This window comes from Chitinophaga sp. (assembly GCF_035538455.1).
Classification (GTDB): Bacteria; Bacteroidota; Bacteroidia; order Chitinophagales; family Chitinophagaceae; genus Chitinophaga.
The window spans coordinates 21142-40553 of record NZ_DATLKJ010000054.1 but is presented as its reverse complement, the minus strand read 5'-3'; the positions used below and the strand labels follow the sequence as shown (position 1 = coordinate 40553).

The window sequence follows — 19412 nt, the reverse complement described above, 5'->3', positions numbered from 1 at the left end:
AGATAATCCTGTTCAGCCAGCAGCAGGCCCAGCGCCAGCAGCAGCTGCAAATGACCTATGAGACAGAGTTGAAAGAAACCAGGATCGCGGAGCTGGAAAAAACAAAGCGCAGTCAAAGAATCATCCTCGTCCTGATTATTTTAATAGCGGCACTGGTAACGGCAGCCCTGATCCTGAGCGTGCTGTTTTCCCGTTTACGGCAACGCCTGAATCGGAGCGAAAGGCAAAAAATGGCCCTGGAAGCCAGTAGGCTGAAAACCGATCTGGCCTACCGGGACCGGGAGCTGGCCAGTATCACGCTTTTCCAAGAAGAAAAGAGTAAGGCGCTGACAGAGGTGAAAGAACAAGTCCGTAAAGCCAGCCTGTCAGCGGATGCGGCCGCCCTGAAAGGCATACTTCGCAGTATCGATAAATTGAGTACAGGGGAAGGGTTATGGGATACTTGGGTGCTGCATTTTAAAAATGTGCACCCTGGATTTTTTACGCAACTATTGAAAGCGGCGCCTAACCTGACCTTGTCGGAACAAAAGCATTGCGCTTACCTCAAGATGGGCCTGGGGCAAAAAGAGGTAGCGCAGCTGATGGGTATCGAGCCGGATAGCGTCAAGGTCGCCCGGTTCCGAATCAAAAAGAAGCTTGGGCTGGACTCTGAAGAGAAACTGACCCAGTTCATTAATGGTATTGGGTAAGTCCGGTATTTTCTCTTATTACGTGCCTTTCAATCGATTATTATCAACTGTGCTCCGTCAAAAATAAGAGTCGGATATTATATTCCACTTTTAGAAATCGGGCAAAAGCATAGATATCTGAGAACGCACGATTACTGTCATATTGTTCTTTCGCAGACAAATCTTCAAAAATGCCGGGGTCTATAAACGTCAGTTCCCGGATAAAGGCTGAGTACTGTCGCAGGGAAAAGCCATAGTCCGGATTAGCATAAAAATGCTCCAGTATCCGGGCAAACTGACTAGATAAGCGGAAATCGTCATTTAACGTTTGTCCGCCATGCCAAGCCACATCACCTCCACTTTTTGAAAAAGAGTAATGATGCTCATGAGTGTCGACATTGACATGGGGAGGAATAGAAATATGGCACCTTAGGAAAGGATTCATGCCCAATTGGATTTTTTGCTGTTGAATAGTGTCATCAATTACGACCATTTTTTGAGGAGGAAAGTTCCAATAGAAAAACCGATAAAACCACTTAGGATTAAAGGCCCGCTCATATTCGGCCAAATCCAATGTCAGCGGGGCAACATACATGGCAAACTGTTTAGGTGGTCGATGTAATTTTCGTAACAAATTATGTTGGAACTCCTTTGCATTTTTGGCTTTCTCTCTCAATTCAAAATAGAGAATGGGATCTCCGGTTAGCCCGTTTTGTTTTCTGTAATTTATAATCTTGGTAAGTGGCTTATTTTGAAAATGTGTCCAAATGTTATTTTTCGGGTTCAATCCTTGTGATACCTTGAATTGCATATAAATCGGGGAGAATCGGTCGAATAATTTATCGGCACCAGTTTGCTGTTCATCAACGGATATCAGCCGGTATCTATTGGACAACAGCGGCGTTATAAAACCCAAGTAATTAGCGACATCTGCCTCTACCTGGTTTTCACTAATCTGGCTTTTTAACTTATACTTATTAGACATCTTATTAATTGAATTCATTCATATTAAATATTCGTTGCCGCCTTGTCTATATCAAGTTACAAGGCCCTTCCGGCTTGTAATATCATTAACTACAGCTAATGGTTGGATCCAATTAATTACAGTTAATTATTCTGTAGAAGGCGTATCCTCAGTATTATTACGAGCGTTCCCAGCTTGTTCAGGCAAGGAATCAGCATTACGGATATTTTTGCGAAGCATTACCCCCCATGGGTCCAGGATCCTGTCAAACCCGCGGAGCTGAATATCGGGAGGTAGGGATAGAACACTGCCTGATGATAGCTTATTCAGGATTTCCTGGCGGCGTGCTAGCGCCTCACTTTGATCATTAATCCGACTTATACTATTCTGGTACGTATGTAATCTCTGCTCAGCATCTCGCGTCAAAATTTCTTGCGCTCGCCTGTCCATAATTTCATTTAACCTGATAACAGGCGAACCCCTCGAAATTCGTTGGTGGGAAGCTTCCAGGTCAGAAATATTTTGTTTAATCCGATGGATTGCCGCTTGCTGATCCGCTTGCACTGTCAACTTTTCCACTTGTTGCTGCAGCTCTCTTACAATCCCTTTCTGCTTGTTGATTTCGCGATTACGCTGGTCGAATGCTTCGTTCATGGCAGAAATAAAAGAGGCCATTTCATCGGCAATTCCGGTTACCCGATTAAACAACTTCAGGTAATTTTCCAGGATCGGGTTATCCGTATTATAAGGATAGCGTACATTATGGTCGATCTCCGCCCAGCCTTCTTCAAAGATAGTCCGGACCTGCACTTCCGCATAAACAGGATCTTTACCCGGCTTTAGTTTTATAGTATAATGTACGGACCGGTACCCAGCCTTATGTATTTTGGTGTCGCATCCATTATTTTTATACTCTATGAGGATCGACTCATCATCACCTGCCCTATGATTGGCTACCGGTGTCCCTTTAAGATCATATTCTTTTAATATATACTTATGAACCGGCAACCAATCCTCCTTCATCATATGCAGCACCCGGAACCCCAATAGGTCGTCCATTTCCTCCTTATAATTATCAAGCCCTATTATCCGGTCCGGGGCCTCCAGTCTTTTACGAATAACCTTCTCGATCAAATGCTCGCTATCTTTTACCCGGTACCGGACAGAATGAATATGCTCGCACATCATGAGTATACCGAAGATTGAATTAGAATGCTGCTGGAGTTTATGCCGGTACTGCTCAAAATCCCGGTAGATTTCTTCCAGGTCTTCCCAAGGTAAGCCGGACTGCCCGAACGCTGCATAATCAAGATGATGGTAGCGTTTAAAAAATGCTTCTTTACTGATCATGGTGATTTTTTTTATCAGGAAACCTCATTTATATTATTATACACAAAGAGATATACTAGAGTACCACGCGCATTTAAATTGACAGTAACCTAAACGCCTACACGAAGATCAAAAGCAACAAAGTAAAAAAGAAATATCTGACTATTTGCGTCCAAACGTTTCCGGTAAATAAAGAACCTGTTTACATTTATCCTCCTCTCCTACAGGTCGTCAAAGCACTCATATTATCTATCCGTAGGGCCCGCCCCTGGTAGTTGTCAGTATCGGCTGTGTTTTATCATCCGTCAAATATGCTGGACGGCCATATCCTGGCGAAACTGGAAGCATTAGGGGAGGTCGATTTCAACGCAAGTATGTTCAGGTTATTTTACTTGCCTGCTGCAACGATCAATAGTGGCGCTTTTGAGCCGGGCGCCTATCGTTCCCTATATATCGATTTTGACAAATCGCCGGTAACGAGCTTAATGAAGACGTATCCACACCTGCAGGAGGCAGTGCACAGGCTGCAGCAAAATCGGGGAGTGAGCCTGGAAGGATGGTGGAGAACATCCAGAAGAAATTGTATCCTAACCTCATGTTTCTCCATCGACTATTACATGGAAGTGACCGGGCAGGAATACCCAGCCTATATTTCGATATCCAAATATCAATTCATGCACACATTTTTAAAAGAAATCCTCTTCAACGCTTTACCAGGTAAGCATACCTACCGGTACCTGCAACCGCCAATAGTTTCAGGTAGCATCTTGCCAAAGGCCCACTGCCCACCAGGTCTTCGCCGCCATCCGGATTGGCGCGAACGATGCAATCCTGATCCGGGCAACGCTCGTCCTGGTAGAAATAGCATGCCCCCCTTGCAAAAGCAGCTGAAATATGTTGCTCCAGTTAATATTCGGTCAGGATTTCCATATCGCGGACCGTCATCCCCCATTGAGGTAACATATAGGACTTATAGGCCTGGACCTCCGGTGATTCGACCACCGCGATCATTAGGTTATACAATAGTGTATAGGGACGAATAGTATACAATAAAGCCTTGCAATCTGCCGCGGGAATATAGATCCCCATTACCTTTTCATCCGTTTTTCTCCTTTTAATTTTTAAAGCCATAGTATGCATTCTTCAAGAGTTGAATAATTATGACAGCCGGGCAGGATTACCCGGTCTTTATGTTAACTGGCACACAACCGGATAAACTTACAAAGGTGTTTTGTTATCCCGGAACCTGGGATCAGCCAACAAATATGCGTAGCGGCCCGCTCCTGCCGGTGCCACATGTGCCAGGACTACTTCCCTGACCGCTTCATCGCTGTAATCGAAATGGACAAGGTCTTCGCTGCCGTCCGGGTTTTCGCGCATAAAATGATCTTTCGTGACGCAGTTATCATCCTGGTAGTACCTGGGCTTTCCCTCCCTGAATGCAGAAAGGTACTGCTGCTCCACTTTTTCTTGCAGCTCGAGCAGGTTCAGGTCCAGGCCTGCCTGTCTTTCTCGGTCCAGGATACCTTTCAGAATCGGATCCACCGGCGCGTAACGCTCCGCTAACTCATAAATCGCCGTATAAGCTTTCACGTTATGATGCACCTTTACCCAGTCTCTCAAAGGGAGGTAAATTCCTAAGGCACGCCCTCCTTTGCCTCTTTTTATTTCAATGGACATCCTGGAATCGACTTCTTGTTATTGAATGCTTTTTGGACTGCATCATGTTGAATCATGGTGCATAATGAAGTTATACCTAGATAAGGAACCAGCATTCATGTGGAGCTGGCTTCGCCATCTTTGGTATGTTGATCCTTATGACGGGCTTTGATCCGCTCATATCTGGGGTCTTTTAACAGGAAGGCATACACCCCCTGCCCAGCCGGTGTAAGCTGGCGGACTAATACATCTGTTTCCTTTTCCCAATCCCGGGAAATGAGGTCTTCGCTGCCGTCCGGATTATGACGGACAAAATGGGGTTTACTGGGGCAGCGTTCATCTTCCACATAAATAGCCTCCCCGCGAGCAAATTTCTGGATAAACGCAAGTTCAGACTTCATCTGCATCTCCAGGTAATTGACTGGGCCATGCTGCTTTTCTACAAACTCCCAGATTTTCGGGCGCCCGTACCTGTCCATCAAATCGAAGATCGGAGTATAGGCCCTGACGGTATGGCGCAACACCCCCCAGTACCGGAAAGGAATAAATACACCCACCGGTGTTCCATGCTCATCATGTTTCAATTCAATAAGTTCGATAGACATCATACAATTTGTTGTTTATTTGATCAATTACTTATTGCAGCCCAATTGCCCTACCTGCGGGTATTCTGTTGGATACCGCTTAAAATGATTTCCTGCTGCGGGATCGGCAGGATGTAATTGAGGTCGCCGGGAATTAACGTGACCTGCTTCCCGCTGGTAGCTCTGTTGATTGTGTGGGCGTACCTGGGTTCCAGGTTGAGCCGACGCAGATCCGACCAACGAAGCCCGCGGAAGTAGTATTCTTTACGGCGTTCCGCGATCACCAGGTCCAGTACGGCTTGCGGATCCGTCGCCTGGAGTGGCTCAAACATCTCGGGCTCCCAACGGCTGCGGCGCAGGGTATTGAGATCCTTGAGAGCCGTTGCGCTATTACCCAAGCGGGCATTGCATTCTGCACGCAGCAGATACAGCTCGTCTAATGCAATACCGCAAAAGGGTGCATCCGTGCCGCTGTAGCTACCCCGGAAAATAGTACCCTGTGCTACGGGTTTAAAATATATGGCTCGTCGCAAATCACCTGGCTCATAACTTCGTAGCAGATCCGTATCCACCCGGCTGGTTGCCGGATCGAATGCCGGCCCCTCGCTGAACGCGTCGTAAAAAAGGATTTCTGAATTGTTCAACCCGAATGGATGGATAGCGACACTGTCCTGGTCCTTAAAACGCATCAACTCCCCGCTTTCCATAATCGCTGTATGCACGCAATACAAAGCCTCGTTATATGCCCCCATTTGTACCAGCACCCGTGCCAACAACCCGCTGGCAGCTGCACGGCAAGGCCTGTTGGACGTTGCCTGGGTAGGTGGTAACAGCCGGCAGGCTTTGCGTAGATCCGCTGTGATACAAGCATAGGTCTGCCCGATTGTTCCACGGGTAACAATGCTGTCATGGGCGGCTCGTTTTAGGGGAATACCAAGATCGGTGTCTGTTGTGGCCTTCTGGTAAGAACCAGCAAAAAGCTGAGCCAGCAGAAAATGATTATAGGCACGATGGAAAAAAGCCATGCCTTCCAGGTTTTTAGAGCGTGGACTGTTGCTGTCTGTATCCGACACTCCTTCCAATACCCGGTTTGCATAAAAGATACGCCTGTAAGGAACCGCCCAATCAGCAGGCATGTAAACAGGATCCCAAACATCTTTTTGCCATTGATACAGGTTACGGATCACCGGGGATATTGTATCCAGGACAGGGTCTGGTAGATAGTACCCGTCCGCTGAAATTTCAGCGGCGCCTATAAGCTGCCCGTTCATTATAGCTGTATCATCCAATAGCTCCAGCAGTTCCTGCTCCGAATGGGGCACTACCAGGGTACGGTCCCGCTTTGCAGGCAAAGGATTTTTAGAGCAAGCGGTCAAACCGTAGATAATGAGTGCCGGTATAAAAGGTAATACGAATCGCATCATAGACATTGGATAAAAATTTTTAAAATCGTTTTGGTTGCGGATGTTTTTTCAATACAAGGCAAGGGCTGTCACGAATCGAGGCAGCGCTGCGCGCAAAGCACCAGGGAAAAGAAGGTAGCGAGGATAGTTACCAACTTGGTGACGATTATAGGGAATGGCCCTTTTGAGGATTGGATAGCCCGTTTCCTCTACCTGGCGGAAGGAGCGGATGCTTGAAATCAGGGGTCCGGGCTGATGATTAGGGGGCAGGGGCTCACGATTAGCGGACAGGACAGGACCGAATCCCTGGAAACCTGGAAACAGGCGCCATACCAACTGCTAGGCCTGAGCATTCCCCTGCTCAAGGGCGACCTCTTAAAAATTGCTGGTTGCCGGCAATCATGGACACTACAGGCGGCAAAGTGCAGGGCGGCGATCGTCCCTCCGGTATCTGCACGCAGTATCGGCGGTGTATCCTGCTGCCCATACAGCATTACCTTTTTCCCTCCTATTTGCGATATGGCCTTTGTGTTCATTAAAGATTCTCTTTCGTCCATATGCCCCAGCCAGTAAGCGATGGCCAGCGGTTGAACCCCGAACAACAAAAAGGTAGTTATGCGACGCCAACTCCTGCGCAGGTGTACTTGTCGTTGAAGTTTGATTCTTTGATTTACCCTATCTGGTGCCTTTTCGGTCGGGCAGGCCTGCACATACCGATAATAGGCCCGTTTGGACGCTGTGCGATTCATGGTACTATTGATTTAACGCTTTCATCCCGGCGGATGACCAGCATATTTATTCGTCGCAGCTCCGTTACGATCTCCAACCCGCTGCCAGCCAGGGCCAGCGCAACAGCGGCCGGATCGCTTAAGCGTGCATGCAGCTCCAGGTCTATATGTCGTGTGCCGCCCGTTTCATCGATGAAGGGCATGGTATCCTGCTGCCACCAGTATTTTAACAGCCGTTCATACAGTTCGCTGCTTTCTGAATTGCTTAGCTGTAACCAATCGGGATTATCCTCGCAATAAGCAGGACCAACTTTGCTGTAAAGCTTATATGCATCGTTTGTCCATTTCAGTACCCGGCAACGCATCATTCGTTCCTGCATACAGGACTGCAGACCGAACAGATGATCCAGTTCCCGGGCCATGGTCGCGTGCAACGACAGTTCCCCAGGGTCTGCTATATCCAAGTCATAGCAATAGCTGTTTTTTCCCATCCAGGCATTCAGCGTCAGCGTATCTTTGGGGTTTCCCGTATAGCGAAAGCCGGATGCCTGGGGTAATTCAAGCAGCACCCGGTTGCCAGGCACCTGGAGCAGTGCTTCAAATTCCCCATATCCATACGCTTCCTGGTACAGCGAAAAGATGCTTTGGTTGACACAATACATTCCCTTCCAATGGCCGGTACTGTCGCTTCGGCGGATCGTTCCGGTGCCGGCCCCGTGCTGGTAGCCTCGCAACTTGCTCCTAAAAAGTACTGCCTCGTCAAAATCCCCTTTACCATTACCCGTTGTGGCCTCAATAGCAGCAGGAAGGAGCATTTGTTCCGGTGCTGGATCCACTTTAGGGTTCAGGCGCACTTTTTTACCGGCCAGGATAGCCTCTATTTGCACACTGTTGACCATATCGCTGCCGGTAGCTCCCATCAAGTACCCCTGCGGGGATATCCATACGTAATGCGGCAGGAACTGGTGTGGAAATGCAGCAGAGAGCGCCGAATCGTCCGTCACCATAGGCAGTGAAAAACGATCTTCCACATGATTGTATTTTTCCAGCCAGCGGCTGACGACCACCTGGGAATCCCGGGTAACGAGGATTATCTGAACGCACGCCCCGAACTTTTTTTGTAAGGATGCCAAACGACACATCTGACCTATAAAAGGCCCGCACCAGGTGGCCCCGAAATCCAGTATCACCAGCTTTCCGCGAAGCTGTGATATTTTCAGCTGCTTTTCATTTCCGTTGCTATGCACCCGAAAAGAAAGATCGGCCACTTTACAGCCTATACAGACAACAGGTTTAATGGGCCTTCCGGCGCCGTAAGTATACGACAACCGGAACAGGCACCAGAAAAATATCGTGCAATACAATAATCTAAGCATACATACACAAAAAGTAGATCCTAAAAATGAGTGCTTCCGATAATTGAAACACCGCTGTTATACAAATCCGCTAAAGACCTGCAAAAAAAATTTTATACGCCCGGCAACATCTCCAAAAGCAGGCGAAGCGCTTTGCTGCCCAGCGCCGCACGCAGCAATTTGAGGCCCCGCTGCCGCTGGCTGTCGACAGTGCTAACGCTGACGGATAAACGCTCGGCAATTTCCCGGGTCGAAAGCCCTTCGATAAAATAAAACTGGATGACACTGCCGCAACGCGGCGGTAGAGTCCGGATTACCTGGTCCAGCTCCCGCATCATTTCGATTTCGATCATAAGCGCCACGGGTGCAGGTACCGGCTCCGATGGGAAAGCCCTTTCAAAAGCCGCGCGACGGTGCTGCCTGCGCGCATTACTGCGCAGATAATTAAGGCTGGCGTGTTTGGCGGCAGTATATAAAAATGATTTGATCGATAATAAATGGTTAAAGCCTGCCCGCTTTTGCCAAAGTTTCAAAAAGACATCCGAAACTATTTCCAGGGCAACTTCCCGGTCCCCGGTCAACCGCTCCGTGAAATAGCACAGCGGTGCATAAAATTGTAGAAACAAGGCATGGAAAGCTGCCTGGTCACCACGTCTGAGTGCAGGCACGGAAAAGCCTGCTGGCTCCGATATCGGTCGGACCATAATAATTGCTTTACGGATGAATGAAATTGGTCCCGCAGGTTCTTACGCAGCGGGGATTACAGGAAGCTTTCCAGAAGTACGAAAATGGTGATGGTATGTATTATCTGCTTGCGCAGCAAGCGCAAAATAACAGATCGGGAAACTACTAAAAAAAATAAAGATGTTAATTATGTTAATACGTCCATTAGTTTTTAGCAATAGGCTATAAGCTATAAGTCATAGATGGTTAATCAGGCACCAGCTTTGCCAGGTTGTTTCAGGGGATATTTCTTCTGTGTAGATAACCGATAATGCCGGAATGATCTTAAGAAAGGGTACAATACCAATAATGGCAATGGCTAGAGGGATCAGCAGGGATCCATCCGGGGTTAATACGGAGAAAATTTTCATGGGGCAGGGGTATTTTACGGGATAAAATTACAATTTATCCGGCTGTATAGAGATAGTACCGGTAACAATGCCGGGCAAAGTTTTTCCCAACCTTGCCCGGATGCTAACGGTTCCGACTATACGCTTTTTTACAATTTTGGTTCCTTTAGTTCGATGTGATTGCCGTTCAGCCCCGAAAGACGCCCTGGGCTCTCTCCTGCCCTGGGTTCCTTCCTGAATTGACGAAAACCTAAATACTGCTCCCGGTAATAACCGATCAACCGCTCATCCAAGGTTTGTGAATCCGGGTTATCAGCCAGCAGCCTGTGCAGGGCGGTCACTACCTGCAAGCCAAGTGCATCATAGGGATTTGCAGGATTTTGAGCACTCGCTGCATTTGAACACTGTTCATTGCCGGGGGAAAACCGGGCTTTACTGCCGGATACATGATGTGCCACAGGCTAGGCTCCCTTGTTTTGAGCAGGAAAATGGGGCGCTGGTAAGCGGTAGCAAAAGCAGGAATAGGCTTTTAGGACCTTAAAATAGATCTTTCTCATGGTGATGGATGATTTGTGCAGGGCTCTCCAGAAGCATAGACTTATAACAGCAACGGCTATACGCTGAAAAAGCCCGCGGATTAAGGATAACATTGTTTGACCCATAATCCCGGAAATCATCTGGCGGTAACCTGAGCGCCTGAAGCATATTTTTTCAGGATAAACAGGCCCAATTACCGGGAAACGGATTGCCTGCCCCAGCTCAGCGACATGCGGCCTTCGGCGTCATATTCTTTCTGCACCAGCATATCCAGAATGCCCATATCGATATCATAAGCCTCGTAGATATCGGCCCGGTCCTGCTCGGCAAGGGTCTTGACAAAGCTGTTCAATTTCTCTTTGGCCATCAGCAAGGCCAACAAATTCAATTCTATGGTATTTTCATAGTTTACGAAATGCACCTGCGTGGGAAAGGGACTATCGAATCGAATGAAGCGAAAATAGAACTGGCTGATTTTCGGGATATTCCATTGCAGGGATTCGATGATGCACTTGTTGCAAAATGGAATATTGACCGATGATTTAAGCGACTGCTGCGTGCATACCAGGATACCGTTTCCGCTGCTTTTGAAGGATTCCAGCACTTTTATCCGGCGCTGAATGGAAATTTCGCCATCGATGTAAAATAGCTGCCGCTCCGGTAAACGCTGTTGTAACCGTGAAAAATAATCCTGTGCGGCTTCTTTGAGGGTGCAACCGATCGTTACCAGTTCTGAAGGCCATCCATCGAGCATGGAAAAGATTTTTTGGTACTTGCCAGGGAGCTCGTATCCCCGAAAATTGGGCATCAGGTGCGGCATGCTGGTTGCCTTGATCAGAGACATTATCTGGCGGACAATCCACAGGGCCGCATCCTTTCGGCTATTACCTGTACTTGTATAATAGTCATATATGATGCGGCAAAAGTCCTTCATTAGCATTTCGTAAAGTGCCCGTTCTGCTTCGTTTTGAATGACCGCATGTGTCTTGATCTCGTACTTCTGCTCACCGACGATTTGCTCTAAGCTGCGGGTAATAACAGTTTTGGCAAGTAAGGTCGCCAGGTGCCCCGCATTGAATACGTCCTGGTTTTCTTTTTTTATGCCCAGTACGCTGGTCTTCTGCGGGGAAAAACAGTACCTGAACAGACTATTGCCATGATAGGCCGGGAACGGAAAACCCAGCTGTTCGTTGGGTAGTGGTTCCAGGCACCCCTCTTTATCCGTTTTGTAGACCAGCGGAGCCTGGCATAGAAAATTACTGCTGTTATTGTACAATAATTCCAACTGCGTATATAACTCATTGATATTATTACGTGTAGTCGTCCCTGTAGTCAGTAGTTTATACTTAGCTTTTCGAAAACACGAAAGCGTTGCCTTACTACGTTTACTGTTGGCGTTGGTAAGTTCATCAGATTCGTCAACTAACAGGGCGATCTTATAGCTGTAGCGTTTTACCAGAGCCTTTACCTGCCGTTTCAATTGCGTGAGCATATCGAAGCTGACCAGGATGATCTGCCCGGGCTGGACCCGGTCACAGTCCGATATACGGCTAATGCGGATAAAACTAAATCCGTATGCAGTAAGCCGCTCGGTCCAGGTAGTAGCAATGGCCAGGGCAGGTGCCAGGATGAAACGCGCCTGTACCCTGTTTTCGATAAAGCGCATCCAGCACATACCGGCAACCGACTTACCACCTCCCTGTTGCCAGCTGAGCAGACCATACCTTTTTTGAAAGATAAGCCCCAGGTCTTTTTTCTGTTGGCCGTTCAGCCGGATCTGCGGGAAGTTGCTATCGGTAAAGAGTTCCCCGGGCCTGGGAACCGCCTGCAGGGTAAAATTGTCCAGGAAACAATCCACCTCCTGGTTGCGCGATAGCTGGTCAAAGGGCGTATCCTGCAATTGTCTCGTTTTTCGCTTGCAGGCATACAGGCGGCGGAACTGCCGGAGGTCTTTTCCTTCCTGGTCCAGCAACTTATGCACGGATTCGGACCACTCTTGGCTGCGCAATTCCCGGTGATAGGCTTTGTAACGTAACCCGTAATTTGTTTTGACCAACTTTATGATCTTCTTGGGCGCCGGATCGTTTTGCCGGGACAGGATCTTTTTCAGCCAACCCAGCACTTCTTCCGGCTTGGCCCTGTGTAGAACCCAGGTCTCGTAATCCATATCCAGGGGCCTGGGATCGGATAATTTGAGGATCCGGGCCAATGCACGCTCATAGTACATTTTGCGTAAGGGAGGATTGGCCTTGATATGATACAGGCATTTTTCGATCCGGTAACGAGTATCCGTATCCGTGATACCTGACTGCACCGCTTGTAAATGCAAAGCAGGTGCTTCTCGCCGGTTTGTCTGGTAAATGGGACGTACCAGATTTTGGTGGATAATTGGTGGTTCGAATGGCAGCAGCAAATCCGGATTGTAAGGAGTATACGCCTTTGGAAGGCCTTTCTTTTGCAGGACCAGCAGCTTCGTTTCAATTACCGCATCGAAGGAGTCGGCGGGTAACGGGAACTGGCCTACGAAATGGAAATGCTCATCCAACCACCGGATCTGCCGACCATCGGCAAAGGTATCACCCAGGAATTTCAACGGTACGATCACCACCAGCAATCCGCCCAGCTTTAGTAGCTTTTCGGACTGATGTATATATCCCAGTTGGCTGCTGCCCAGGGCATTGTATAGGTTGAAGGGCGGATTTCCCAGCACCAGGTCGAAGCGTATACCTGGGTCGTAATTCATAAAATCCCCAGTCTGGATATGTGCGTCCGGGTACAATAGCCGGCATACACTGGCGGCGATAGGATCCAGCTCATTGCCATAAACGATACAGGACTTGGGGAGATGATTGAAAAAATTACCGGTACCGCATGCCAGGTCCGCTACCCGGAAATGATCTTCCGGTTGCAGGGCGGCTACGATCTGCCTGCATAAGTCATGAGGCGTATAAAACTGACCTTGTTCGAAGTCCCGCTTTGCTTCACCGTACTGGTAGTAATTATCATAATCCTTACGTTGCTTGCCGGAAAGGCCCCCTTTGCCACTGTATAAGTTATAGATCTCTTCCGCTGTGATTCCCCGGAGATCACCGGACCCGATCAGTCCGGCGATCTTCAGGTTGATCATCGCCCTTTGCTGCTGTGGTATTTCAATACCGTAATGATTGTAGCGCATTGCAGATTGTTTAGGGCGTGATCAGTATTTATTATTCCATACTTCCCGGTTACGCTGGCAAATACCATCCAGGCTGAAGAAATTCCAGAAACGCAAGGCCTTGTCCACATCCGTAAAAGCCAGGTCTAAACGGCCATTCTTGAAAAAGGAAAGGGACAGATCATCACCGACCTTGTAAGACTCTCCGTGGGTCAGCGATTCTTTGAGGCTTTGCAGTAAACTTTGCGATGACCGGTCCGGGATAGGCTGATCCCGGAAACAAAGCGCTACAGCGCCTAGCAGGTGGGACACTACTTTTTCGCCATAATCCAGGGATGGATCCTCTTTGAAATTATAGTAGTAATGCGCATAATGGGGCAGGCTGATCTTTTTACCCTTCAGTATAGGCTGTCGATCCTTCCAGTTAAAAATATCCTGGAACAGTTTTTTCACACGCTCTTTACCGCAGCGGCTCAGATCACCTCCTGTTATGGCGATCATATGCGCTACGATGGGTTGTAGGCTGTTCAGGATTATATCATCCTTCCTGTTAAGCGTATCAGCATAGGAATCGAATGCGAGGCTGTACTTGTCCTTGAAATAATCTTCTACTTTGTGGATAAATGCCCGACCCAGCATGGAGATCGCGGATCGTAACTTATCTATACCATCATTGAATTCCGAAAAACGATAATGCGCGTCCTCGTTAAGTGCACCATGGCTGACGCTGTGCGTGTCGCAGCTTTCGGATACATACAGGTAAGTAGCCTGTAAAAAATCTCTGCGTACTGTGTAATGCGCTAACGCTTCGTGGCACCAAGTGGCATCTTCTGCACATAGGTAGCTTAGCGGATCGATGGTAATGGCGGAGATCTTCTCTAAAAGGGAAATTGCTTGCATTGCTAATGATTTTTTTCGTGAAAATTTTTTTTTCACGGCCGGCCTGTGAGCGGCTGACCGAATGGCAGCGCAATGCAGCGTTGGCCCGGCAATAACAAGGCTGGCGGAAAAAAAATACGACCCGCGGGTGAGCGCGGGCCGTAGCATGGGCGGGGTGGAGATTTTTTTTCCGTCACCTGCGAGGCGCAGCGCAGCGGAGACGAAGGCCTTGTTTTGCCGCGGGGGCATATTTTTGCCATCGGTCAGCCGTACACGGGACGGAACATGAAAAATTCCTCAACTCATTTCTTCATAGTGGAAAAAAAGTTTGGTATCCAACCAAAACATTTAATTGGGAGTATCGATTACCTAGTAGTATGGAGCTTCATTCCGCATCATCATCATCGCTCATCGGAATGAGGTGGCGCAATTGATGGGGGTAAACCTCGAAAGCGTCAAGGTGGCCCGCATCCGGAACAAGAAAAACTGGGAGTGGATAGTGATGATACCCTGATCTGGGATATTCAGCAGAGCGGGTGATTGCCTTAGACTTTCCTTATTAATCAAAAGGCAACCAATTATATTAATCAATTATTGGCTTAAACGGGGGAATTTCCCAGTTCTTTCATTATGTAAAATTATATATATTCGTATAGTGTACTTGGTCCACATGGAAGGCAATTGAAATTACCAATCGCGTTAACCAACCATTAATTGGATAATCCTTTCGAACTGACAATGCAATTTATACATATGAATAAACGTGACGTTAAAACAAATTTGCTTGATCATTCACAGGCAAAGGTTAGGTTATTAGGTGAGTATGTAAAAAGGTACTTGAACATAATTAGTAATGACGGGTTTACCGATGCAATCCATATGTACGACTTGTTTTGTGGACAAGGAATATATGAAAATGACGGGCATGGCAGCCCTTTGGTAATTTTAGAACATGTTAAGGAAACACATTATAGTCTAATTGATAAAAAACCACGAAAACTTCCAAAGATAAATTGCTATTTGAACGATATTGAAAAATCCAAGACTGACATATTAAATCAGTATATCACTGATAATTCCCTTCATTATTCAGTCATTGGAAACCTCCAAATATCCAACGCAGATTATAAGCAAGCAGTTGTTGCGCTGAAAGCCTGTTTCGAAAAATTCAAAAATGAAAAGGCCTTTGTATTTATTGATCCTTACGGCTACAAAGAATTAGTTGCTGGTGATATTCAAGGATTACTGGGTAAACATAAAAAAAGTGAGGTGTTACTTTGGCTCCCGATTCAATTTATGTACAGATTTGCTGATGAAGGAACACCCGCCATTCTAAAAAATTTCATGTCTGATCTTGAAATCGTTGAAGAAGCGAAGAAAGCAAAAAACGTTTGGGAATTTATATCCGTATTAAACAAGGGATTTCAGCATTTTTTAGGAAATTCTTTCTTTGTAGATCACTTTTCCTTGCAAAAGGAAGAAAACACTGTTTTCTGTTTATTCTTTTTCACTCCTCATATAAAGGGTTTTGAAAAAATGCTTGAATCGAAATGGGAAATTGACACGCAAGAAGGTCGCGGATGGCGGTATTGTGGCAACGTTCCCAATTTATTCTCCCAACAATTTACCGATGAGTTAGAAGAAGGTTTGAAGTCTTTTTTCAAAAGCGGACGTAAGTATAATTCTGATGTTTTCGAGTTTGTTTTACGTCAAGGGTATTTACCTAAGCATGCAACCGAAGTTTTAACAAACCTTCAAAAAACAGGACAGCTAAAGGTCTTACTCGCAGATGGAACGACAGCAAGGAAAAAATCATTTTACATAAAATACTGCAAACCGACGGATGTTGAACATAAAAAGGTTTATTTTGTATTAAATTAATTATTATGGCTCAATCAAGCATAGAGTGGACTGAAATGACGTGGAATCCTACAACTGGTTGTGATAAAATTTCAGCTGGTTGTAAATATTGCTATGCCGAGATAATGTCAAAACGTCTTCAGGCAATGGGGGTGGAAAAATACAAGGACAATTTCGAAGTAAGAACCCATGAAGATGCACTAAGCCTTCCTTATTCATGGAAACATCCAAAAGTTGTATTTGTCAATTCAATGAGTGACTTATTTCACAAGGATATACCATTAGATTTTATAAAAAAGGTTTTCCAAGTCATGAATGATAACCCACAACATGTTTTCCAGGTATTAACAAAGCGTGCGGAAAGATTATTTGAGCTTCACAATAAACTAAAATGGACACATAATATATGGATGGGCGTATCAGTAGAAAACGATAAAGTTAGAAGCAGAATTGCCTTTTTAAGGCAGACAAACGCAAGGGTTAAATTTTTATCGTTAGAGCCCCTTATCGGCCCATTGAACAATCTGAATCTGGAAGGCATAGACTGGGTAATTGTCGGCGGAGAAAGCGGACATAAACCACGACCAATGAAAGCCGATTGGGTACTCAATATACAGGAACAATGTGAAAGTAAGAACGTCGCATTCTTTTTTAAACAATGGGGTGGGAAAAATAAGAAAGCCGCAGGAAGATTTCTAAACGGAAGAACATACGATGAAATGCCGGAAATAGATCTACAGCAAAGCGTCTAGCGAACTTTGCCTACGTAGATCCGATCTGCAGGCTGATCTTCATGACCAATGCTATCGAGGGCTATCATCACCAGATCCGGAGACTGTACACTAAACTGTGTCAAGGTTAATAAATGATAAATTTGTTAATTCTTAAAAACAATTTTAGGGGAACACCCAAACAGAAGTTCGACTACGAACAAATCAAGCAGAAGGCATTGCATCAATTTCGCAGTGGCAAGTCGCTGTATGGCAAAGACGGCGTCTTTGGACCAATGCTCAAAGAGTTCCTGAAAGAAGCGCTGAAAGGAGAGCTGGATGGTCATTTGGAAGAAGAAGGGTTGGTGAAAAAGAATAGGAAGAATGGTACTGGAAGCAAGCATGTAAAGACCCGTGAAGGCACCATGGAGATTAGCACCCCACGCGACCGGTTAAGCACCTTTGAACCTGAGATTATTAAGAAACGGGAAGTGTCCTGGCTGACAGCCTGGAAGGCAAGATACTGGGCCTATACGGCCTGGGGATGAGCCTTTGCGATATTGCAGGTCACATCAAAGAACTGTACGACACGGATATATCAGCGGCCACGCTGAGTGCCATAACGGATAGGGTTATCCCTCTTGTAAAGGAATGGCAAAGCCGTCCACTGGAGGAAACCTACTGGATTGTATGCCTGGATGCCATGTTCTACAAAGTAAAGGATGAGGGCAAGACCGGCACCCGCTGCCTGTGCAATATTTTAGGTATCAATACGGAAGGCAAAAAAGAAGTGCTCGGTATGTATGTCTCGGAAAGCGAGGGTGTTAGCTTCTGGCTGAGCGTATTGACCGATCTGTATAACCGGGGCGTAAAGGATATACTGATCGCTTGTATCGACAACATGCGCGGCTTTGCGGAAGCCATTGCCAGTATATACCCTAAAACGGAGGTTCAAAGCTGCGTGGTGCACCAAATCCATACCTTCAAATACCTGGCATCGAAGGATCAGAAGCTATTTATGGCTGATTTAAAGACGGTCTATCAGGCGCTCGCAGAAGAGAATCTGTCGGCCCTTGAACAGAAATGGGGCCAGAAATATCCCCTGGTGCTGAACTCCTGGCTCAATAACTGGACAAGCTCTCTACCTATTTTGCCTATATAGATCCTATCCGCAAGCTGATCTACACGACTAATGCTATTGAAGGTTACCATCGCCAGATCCGCAAAGTAACCAAAACAAAGGCGCAATCCCTAATGATATGGCATTGCTGAAATTGGTATACCTGGCCACCCTCAATATCGAGAAAAAATGGACCCAACCGCTGTGGAACTGGAACCTTACACTATCTCAGCTATCCATTATCTTTGGGAATCGACTAAAGCTCCATCTATAACTGAAAATGTAGCCTGACACAGTTTAGTTTACACTCCCCAGATCCGCAAAGTAACTAAAAACAAAGTGTCTTCCCTAATGATATGGCAGCTAATATTTAATCTGACAATGGTTCAAAAATTAGCTGGCACATATCGCACACTTGGTCTGTAGCGATTTTCTTTTTACTCCTCCTTTAGGCGTGAGAGCAGGAATTCATACTCCTGCCGTTGCTGTTCCTGGCTAAAATGCTCGATCTCATCCAATATAGGTAAACGATATAGCAAGGAAAGCTGCTTGGTAAGCATAAACGAAAACTCTTTAATGCGCTCACATATCAAGGAGGCCTGGGAAATAGAGGGTTGCAGAAGTATATATTTACCTTCTTCCCGGTAATTCATAAAGCCGGAAAGTAATTTTAAATTCACTTTTGAGACATTTTTGATAATCCCCTGTGCGTGTACTTCTGCATGTCGGATGATTTCGCACATTTCCAGGAATGATACATAATTCAAATTCCAGCAATTTGCATCGTTAATTTGTCGATTTAATTCAGGATAGCGCCGGCAAAGAAAATCCACAATACCATGAATATTGAAATGGTGGTAATCCTTTCGTTCATCGTAACCAGTAATTTTTTTGAAGGAAATATTCCTTTTACGAACGATTGATTGGAAATACTCCCAGGTAACTACAGATGGCGATGTTTGTTCTGCAACCCGTAATCCATCATCGATCAATAATATGGCAGCCAGGCTATTTTTCAGGAATGCGTCCAATAGCTCCCAAGATTTATGAATGGCTGTCAGCGCCTGGAAACTACTATTCTCATTAAGTACGCTTTCATACTGTTTAACGTTGACATTATAATCATGAGCCGGACGAACAAAGGTGGCATCTTGATCCGCAGTTATATCACGGACAAATGAAATACTGCCAAATAATTCATAATTAAGACCAACCGGGTCTGAAAAATTTTTCATTGCATGACGAATGGCATTGTCATGGATAGACTGCTCAATTGAAAGCCGGTTCTGTTGTGCAAATACAGACTTTTCAAATGACCGGAAAGCATCCAGGAAATAATTATGTCCAAGTAATGTCATTCAAAACTAAATTTGATCAAGAAAACATGTA

General features: G+C 46.1%; 16 protein-coding genes and 1 pseudogene. 5 read left to right on the top strand and 12 right to left on the bottom strand.

The window, feature by feature from the left end:
• Positions 1-689 (top strand): helix-turn-helix transcriptional regulator (locus VM802_RS07055; RefSeq protein WP_325529116.1); only part of this gene is annotated, 689 nt, incomplete at its 5' end.
• A 43-nt stretch (positions 690-732) separates the two neighbouring features.
• Here the strand turns inward: VM802_RS07055 and VM802_RS07050 are convergent.
• From VM802_RS07050 to VM802_RS07030, 5 genes are all read right to left on the bottom strand, one after another.
• Positions 733-1671, bottom strand: coding sequence for a hypothetical protein (locus tag VM802_RS07050; RefSeq protein ID WP_325529115.1), 939 nt, complete (start codon positions 1669-1671; stop codon positions 733-735).
• A gap of 108 nt (positions 1672-1779) precedes the next feature.
• Positions 1780-2982 carry a RelA/SpoT domain-containing protein gene (locus VM802_RS07045; protein ID WP_325529114.1) on the bottom strand — a complete coding sequence of 401 codons (1203 nt, stop codon included), beginning with the start codon at positions 2980-2982 and terminating at the stop codon, positions 1780-1782.
• A gap of 1197 nt (positions 2983-4179) precedes the next feature.
• Positions 4180-4641 carry a hypothetical protein gene (locus tag VM802_RS07040; RefSeq protein WP_325529113.1) on the bottom strand — a complete coding sequence of 154 codons (462 nt, stop codon included), beginning with the start codon at positions 4639-4641 and terminating at the stop codon, positions 4180-4182.
• Positions 4642-4736: 95 nt separating this feature from the next.
• Complete coding sequence (locus VM802_RS07035; RefSeq protein WP_325529112.1) at positions 4737-5228, bottom strand: hypothetical protein; 492 nt, start codon at positions 5226-5228, stop codon at positions 4737-4739.
• Positions 5229-5275: 47 nt separating this feature from the next.
• The gene (locus tag VM802_RS07030) at positions 5276-6628 is read right to left on the bottom strand and encodes a RagB/SusD family nutrient uptake outer membrane protein (RefSeq protein ID WP_325529111.1); all 1353 of its coding nucleotides are present in this window, start codon (positions 6626-6628) and stop codon (positions 5276-5278) included.
• Between the two features lie 234 nt (positions 6629-6862).
• Here VM802_RS07030 and VM802_RS07025 point away from each other — a divergent pair, with 234 nt between their 5' ends.
• Complete coding sequence (locus tag VM802_RS07025; protein ID WP_325529110.1) at positions 6863-7180, top strand: hypothetical protein; 318 nt, start codon at positions 6863-6865, stop codon at positions 7178-7180.
• A gap of 172 nt (positions 7181-7352) precedes the next feature.
• On the opposite strand, the gene VM802_RS07020 is transcribed toward VM802_RS07025, so the two are convergent.
• The 6 genes from VM802_RS07020 to VM802_RS06995 form a co-directional block, all read right to left on the bottom strand.
• Positions 7353-8711 carry a TlpA family protein disulfide reductase gene (locus tag VM802_RS07020; protein ID WP_325529109.1) on the bottom strand — a complete coding sequence of 453 codons (1359 nt, stop codon included), beginning with the start codon at positions 8709-8711 and terminating at the stop codon, positions 7353-7355.
• Positions 8712-8803: 92 nt separating this feature from the next.
• Positions 8804-9394, bottom strand: a complete 591-nt coding sequence (locus VM802_RS07015; protein WP_325529108.1) for an RNA polymerase sigma-70 factor — start codon at positions 9392-9394, stop codon at positions 8804-8806.
• Positions 9395-9610: 216 nt separating this feature from the next.
• Positions 9611-9784 (bottom strand): hypothetical protein, encoded by a 174-nt coding sequence (locus tag VM802_RS07010; RefSeq protein WP_325529107.1) that lies wholly within the window; start codon positions 9782-9784, stop codon positions 9611-9613.
• Positions 9785-9912: 128 nt separating this feature from the next.
• On the bottom strand, positions 9913-10221 hold the full coding sequence (locus VM802_RS07005; protein WP_325529106.1) for a hypothetical protein: 309 nt from the start codon (positions 10219-10221) through the stop codon (positions 9913-9915).
• 272 nt (positions 10222-10493) lie between these two features.
• Positions 10494-13475 carry an N-6 DNA methylase gene (locus tag VM802_RS07000; RefSeq protein WP_325529105.1) on the bottom strand — a complete coding sequence of 994 codons (2982 nt, stop codon included), beginning with the start codon at positions 13473-13475 and terminating at the stop codon, positions 10494-10496.
• 21 nt (positions 13476-13496) lie between these two features.
• Positions 13497-14354: a hypothetical protein gene (locus VM802_RS06995; RefSeq protein ID WP_325529104.1), complete on the bottom strand. Its 858-nt coding sequence runs from the start codon at positions 14352-14354 to the stop codon at positions 13497-13499.
• 732 nt (positions 14355-15086) lie between these two features.
• On the opposite strand from VM802_RS06995, the gene tcmP reads away from it, so the two are divergent.
• The 3 genes and pseudogenes from tcmP to VM802_RS06980 all read left to right on the top strand — a co-directional run bounded on the left by tcmP (position 15087) and on the right by VM802_RS06980 (position 18297).
• On the top strand, positions 15087-16214 hold the full coding sequence (gene tcmP / locus VM802_RS06990) for a three-Cys-motif partner protein TcmP (RefSeq protein ID WP_325529103.1): 1128 nt from the start codon (positions 15087-15089) through the stop codon (positions 16212-16214).
• 5 nt (positions 16215-16219) lie between these two features.
• Positions 16220-16945 (top strand): DUF5131 family protein, encoded by a 726-nt coding sequence (locus tag VM802_RS06985; RefSeq protein ID WP_325529102.1) that lies wholly within the window; start codon positions 16220-16222, stop codon positions 16943-16945.
• 113 nt (positions 16946-17058) lie between these two features.
• Positions 17059-18297, top strand: a pseudogene (locus VM802_RS06980) (IS256 family transposase).
• Between the two features lie 163 nt (positions 18298-18460).
• Here the strand turns inward: VM802_RS06980 and VM802_RS06975 are convergent.
• Entirely contained in the window at positions 18461-19381 is a 921-nt protein-coding gene (locus VM802_RS06975) for a hypothetical protein (RefSeq protein WP_325529101.1), read from the bottom strand.
• Positions 19382-19412: the final 31 nt, after the last annotated feature.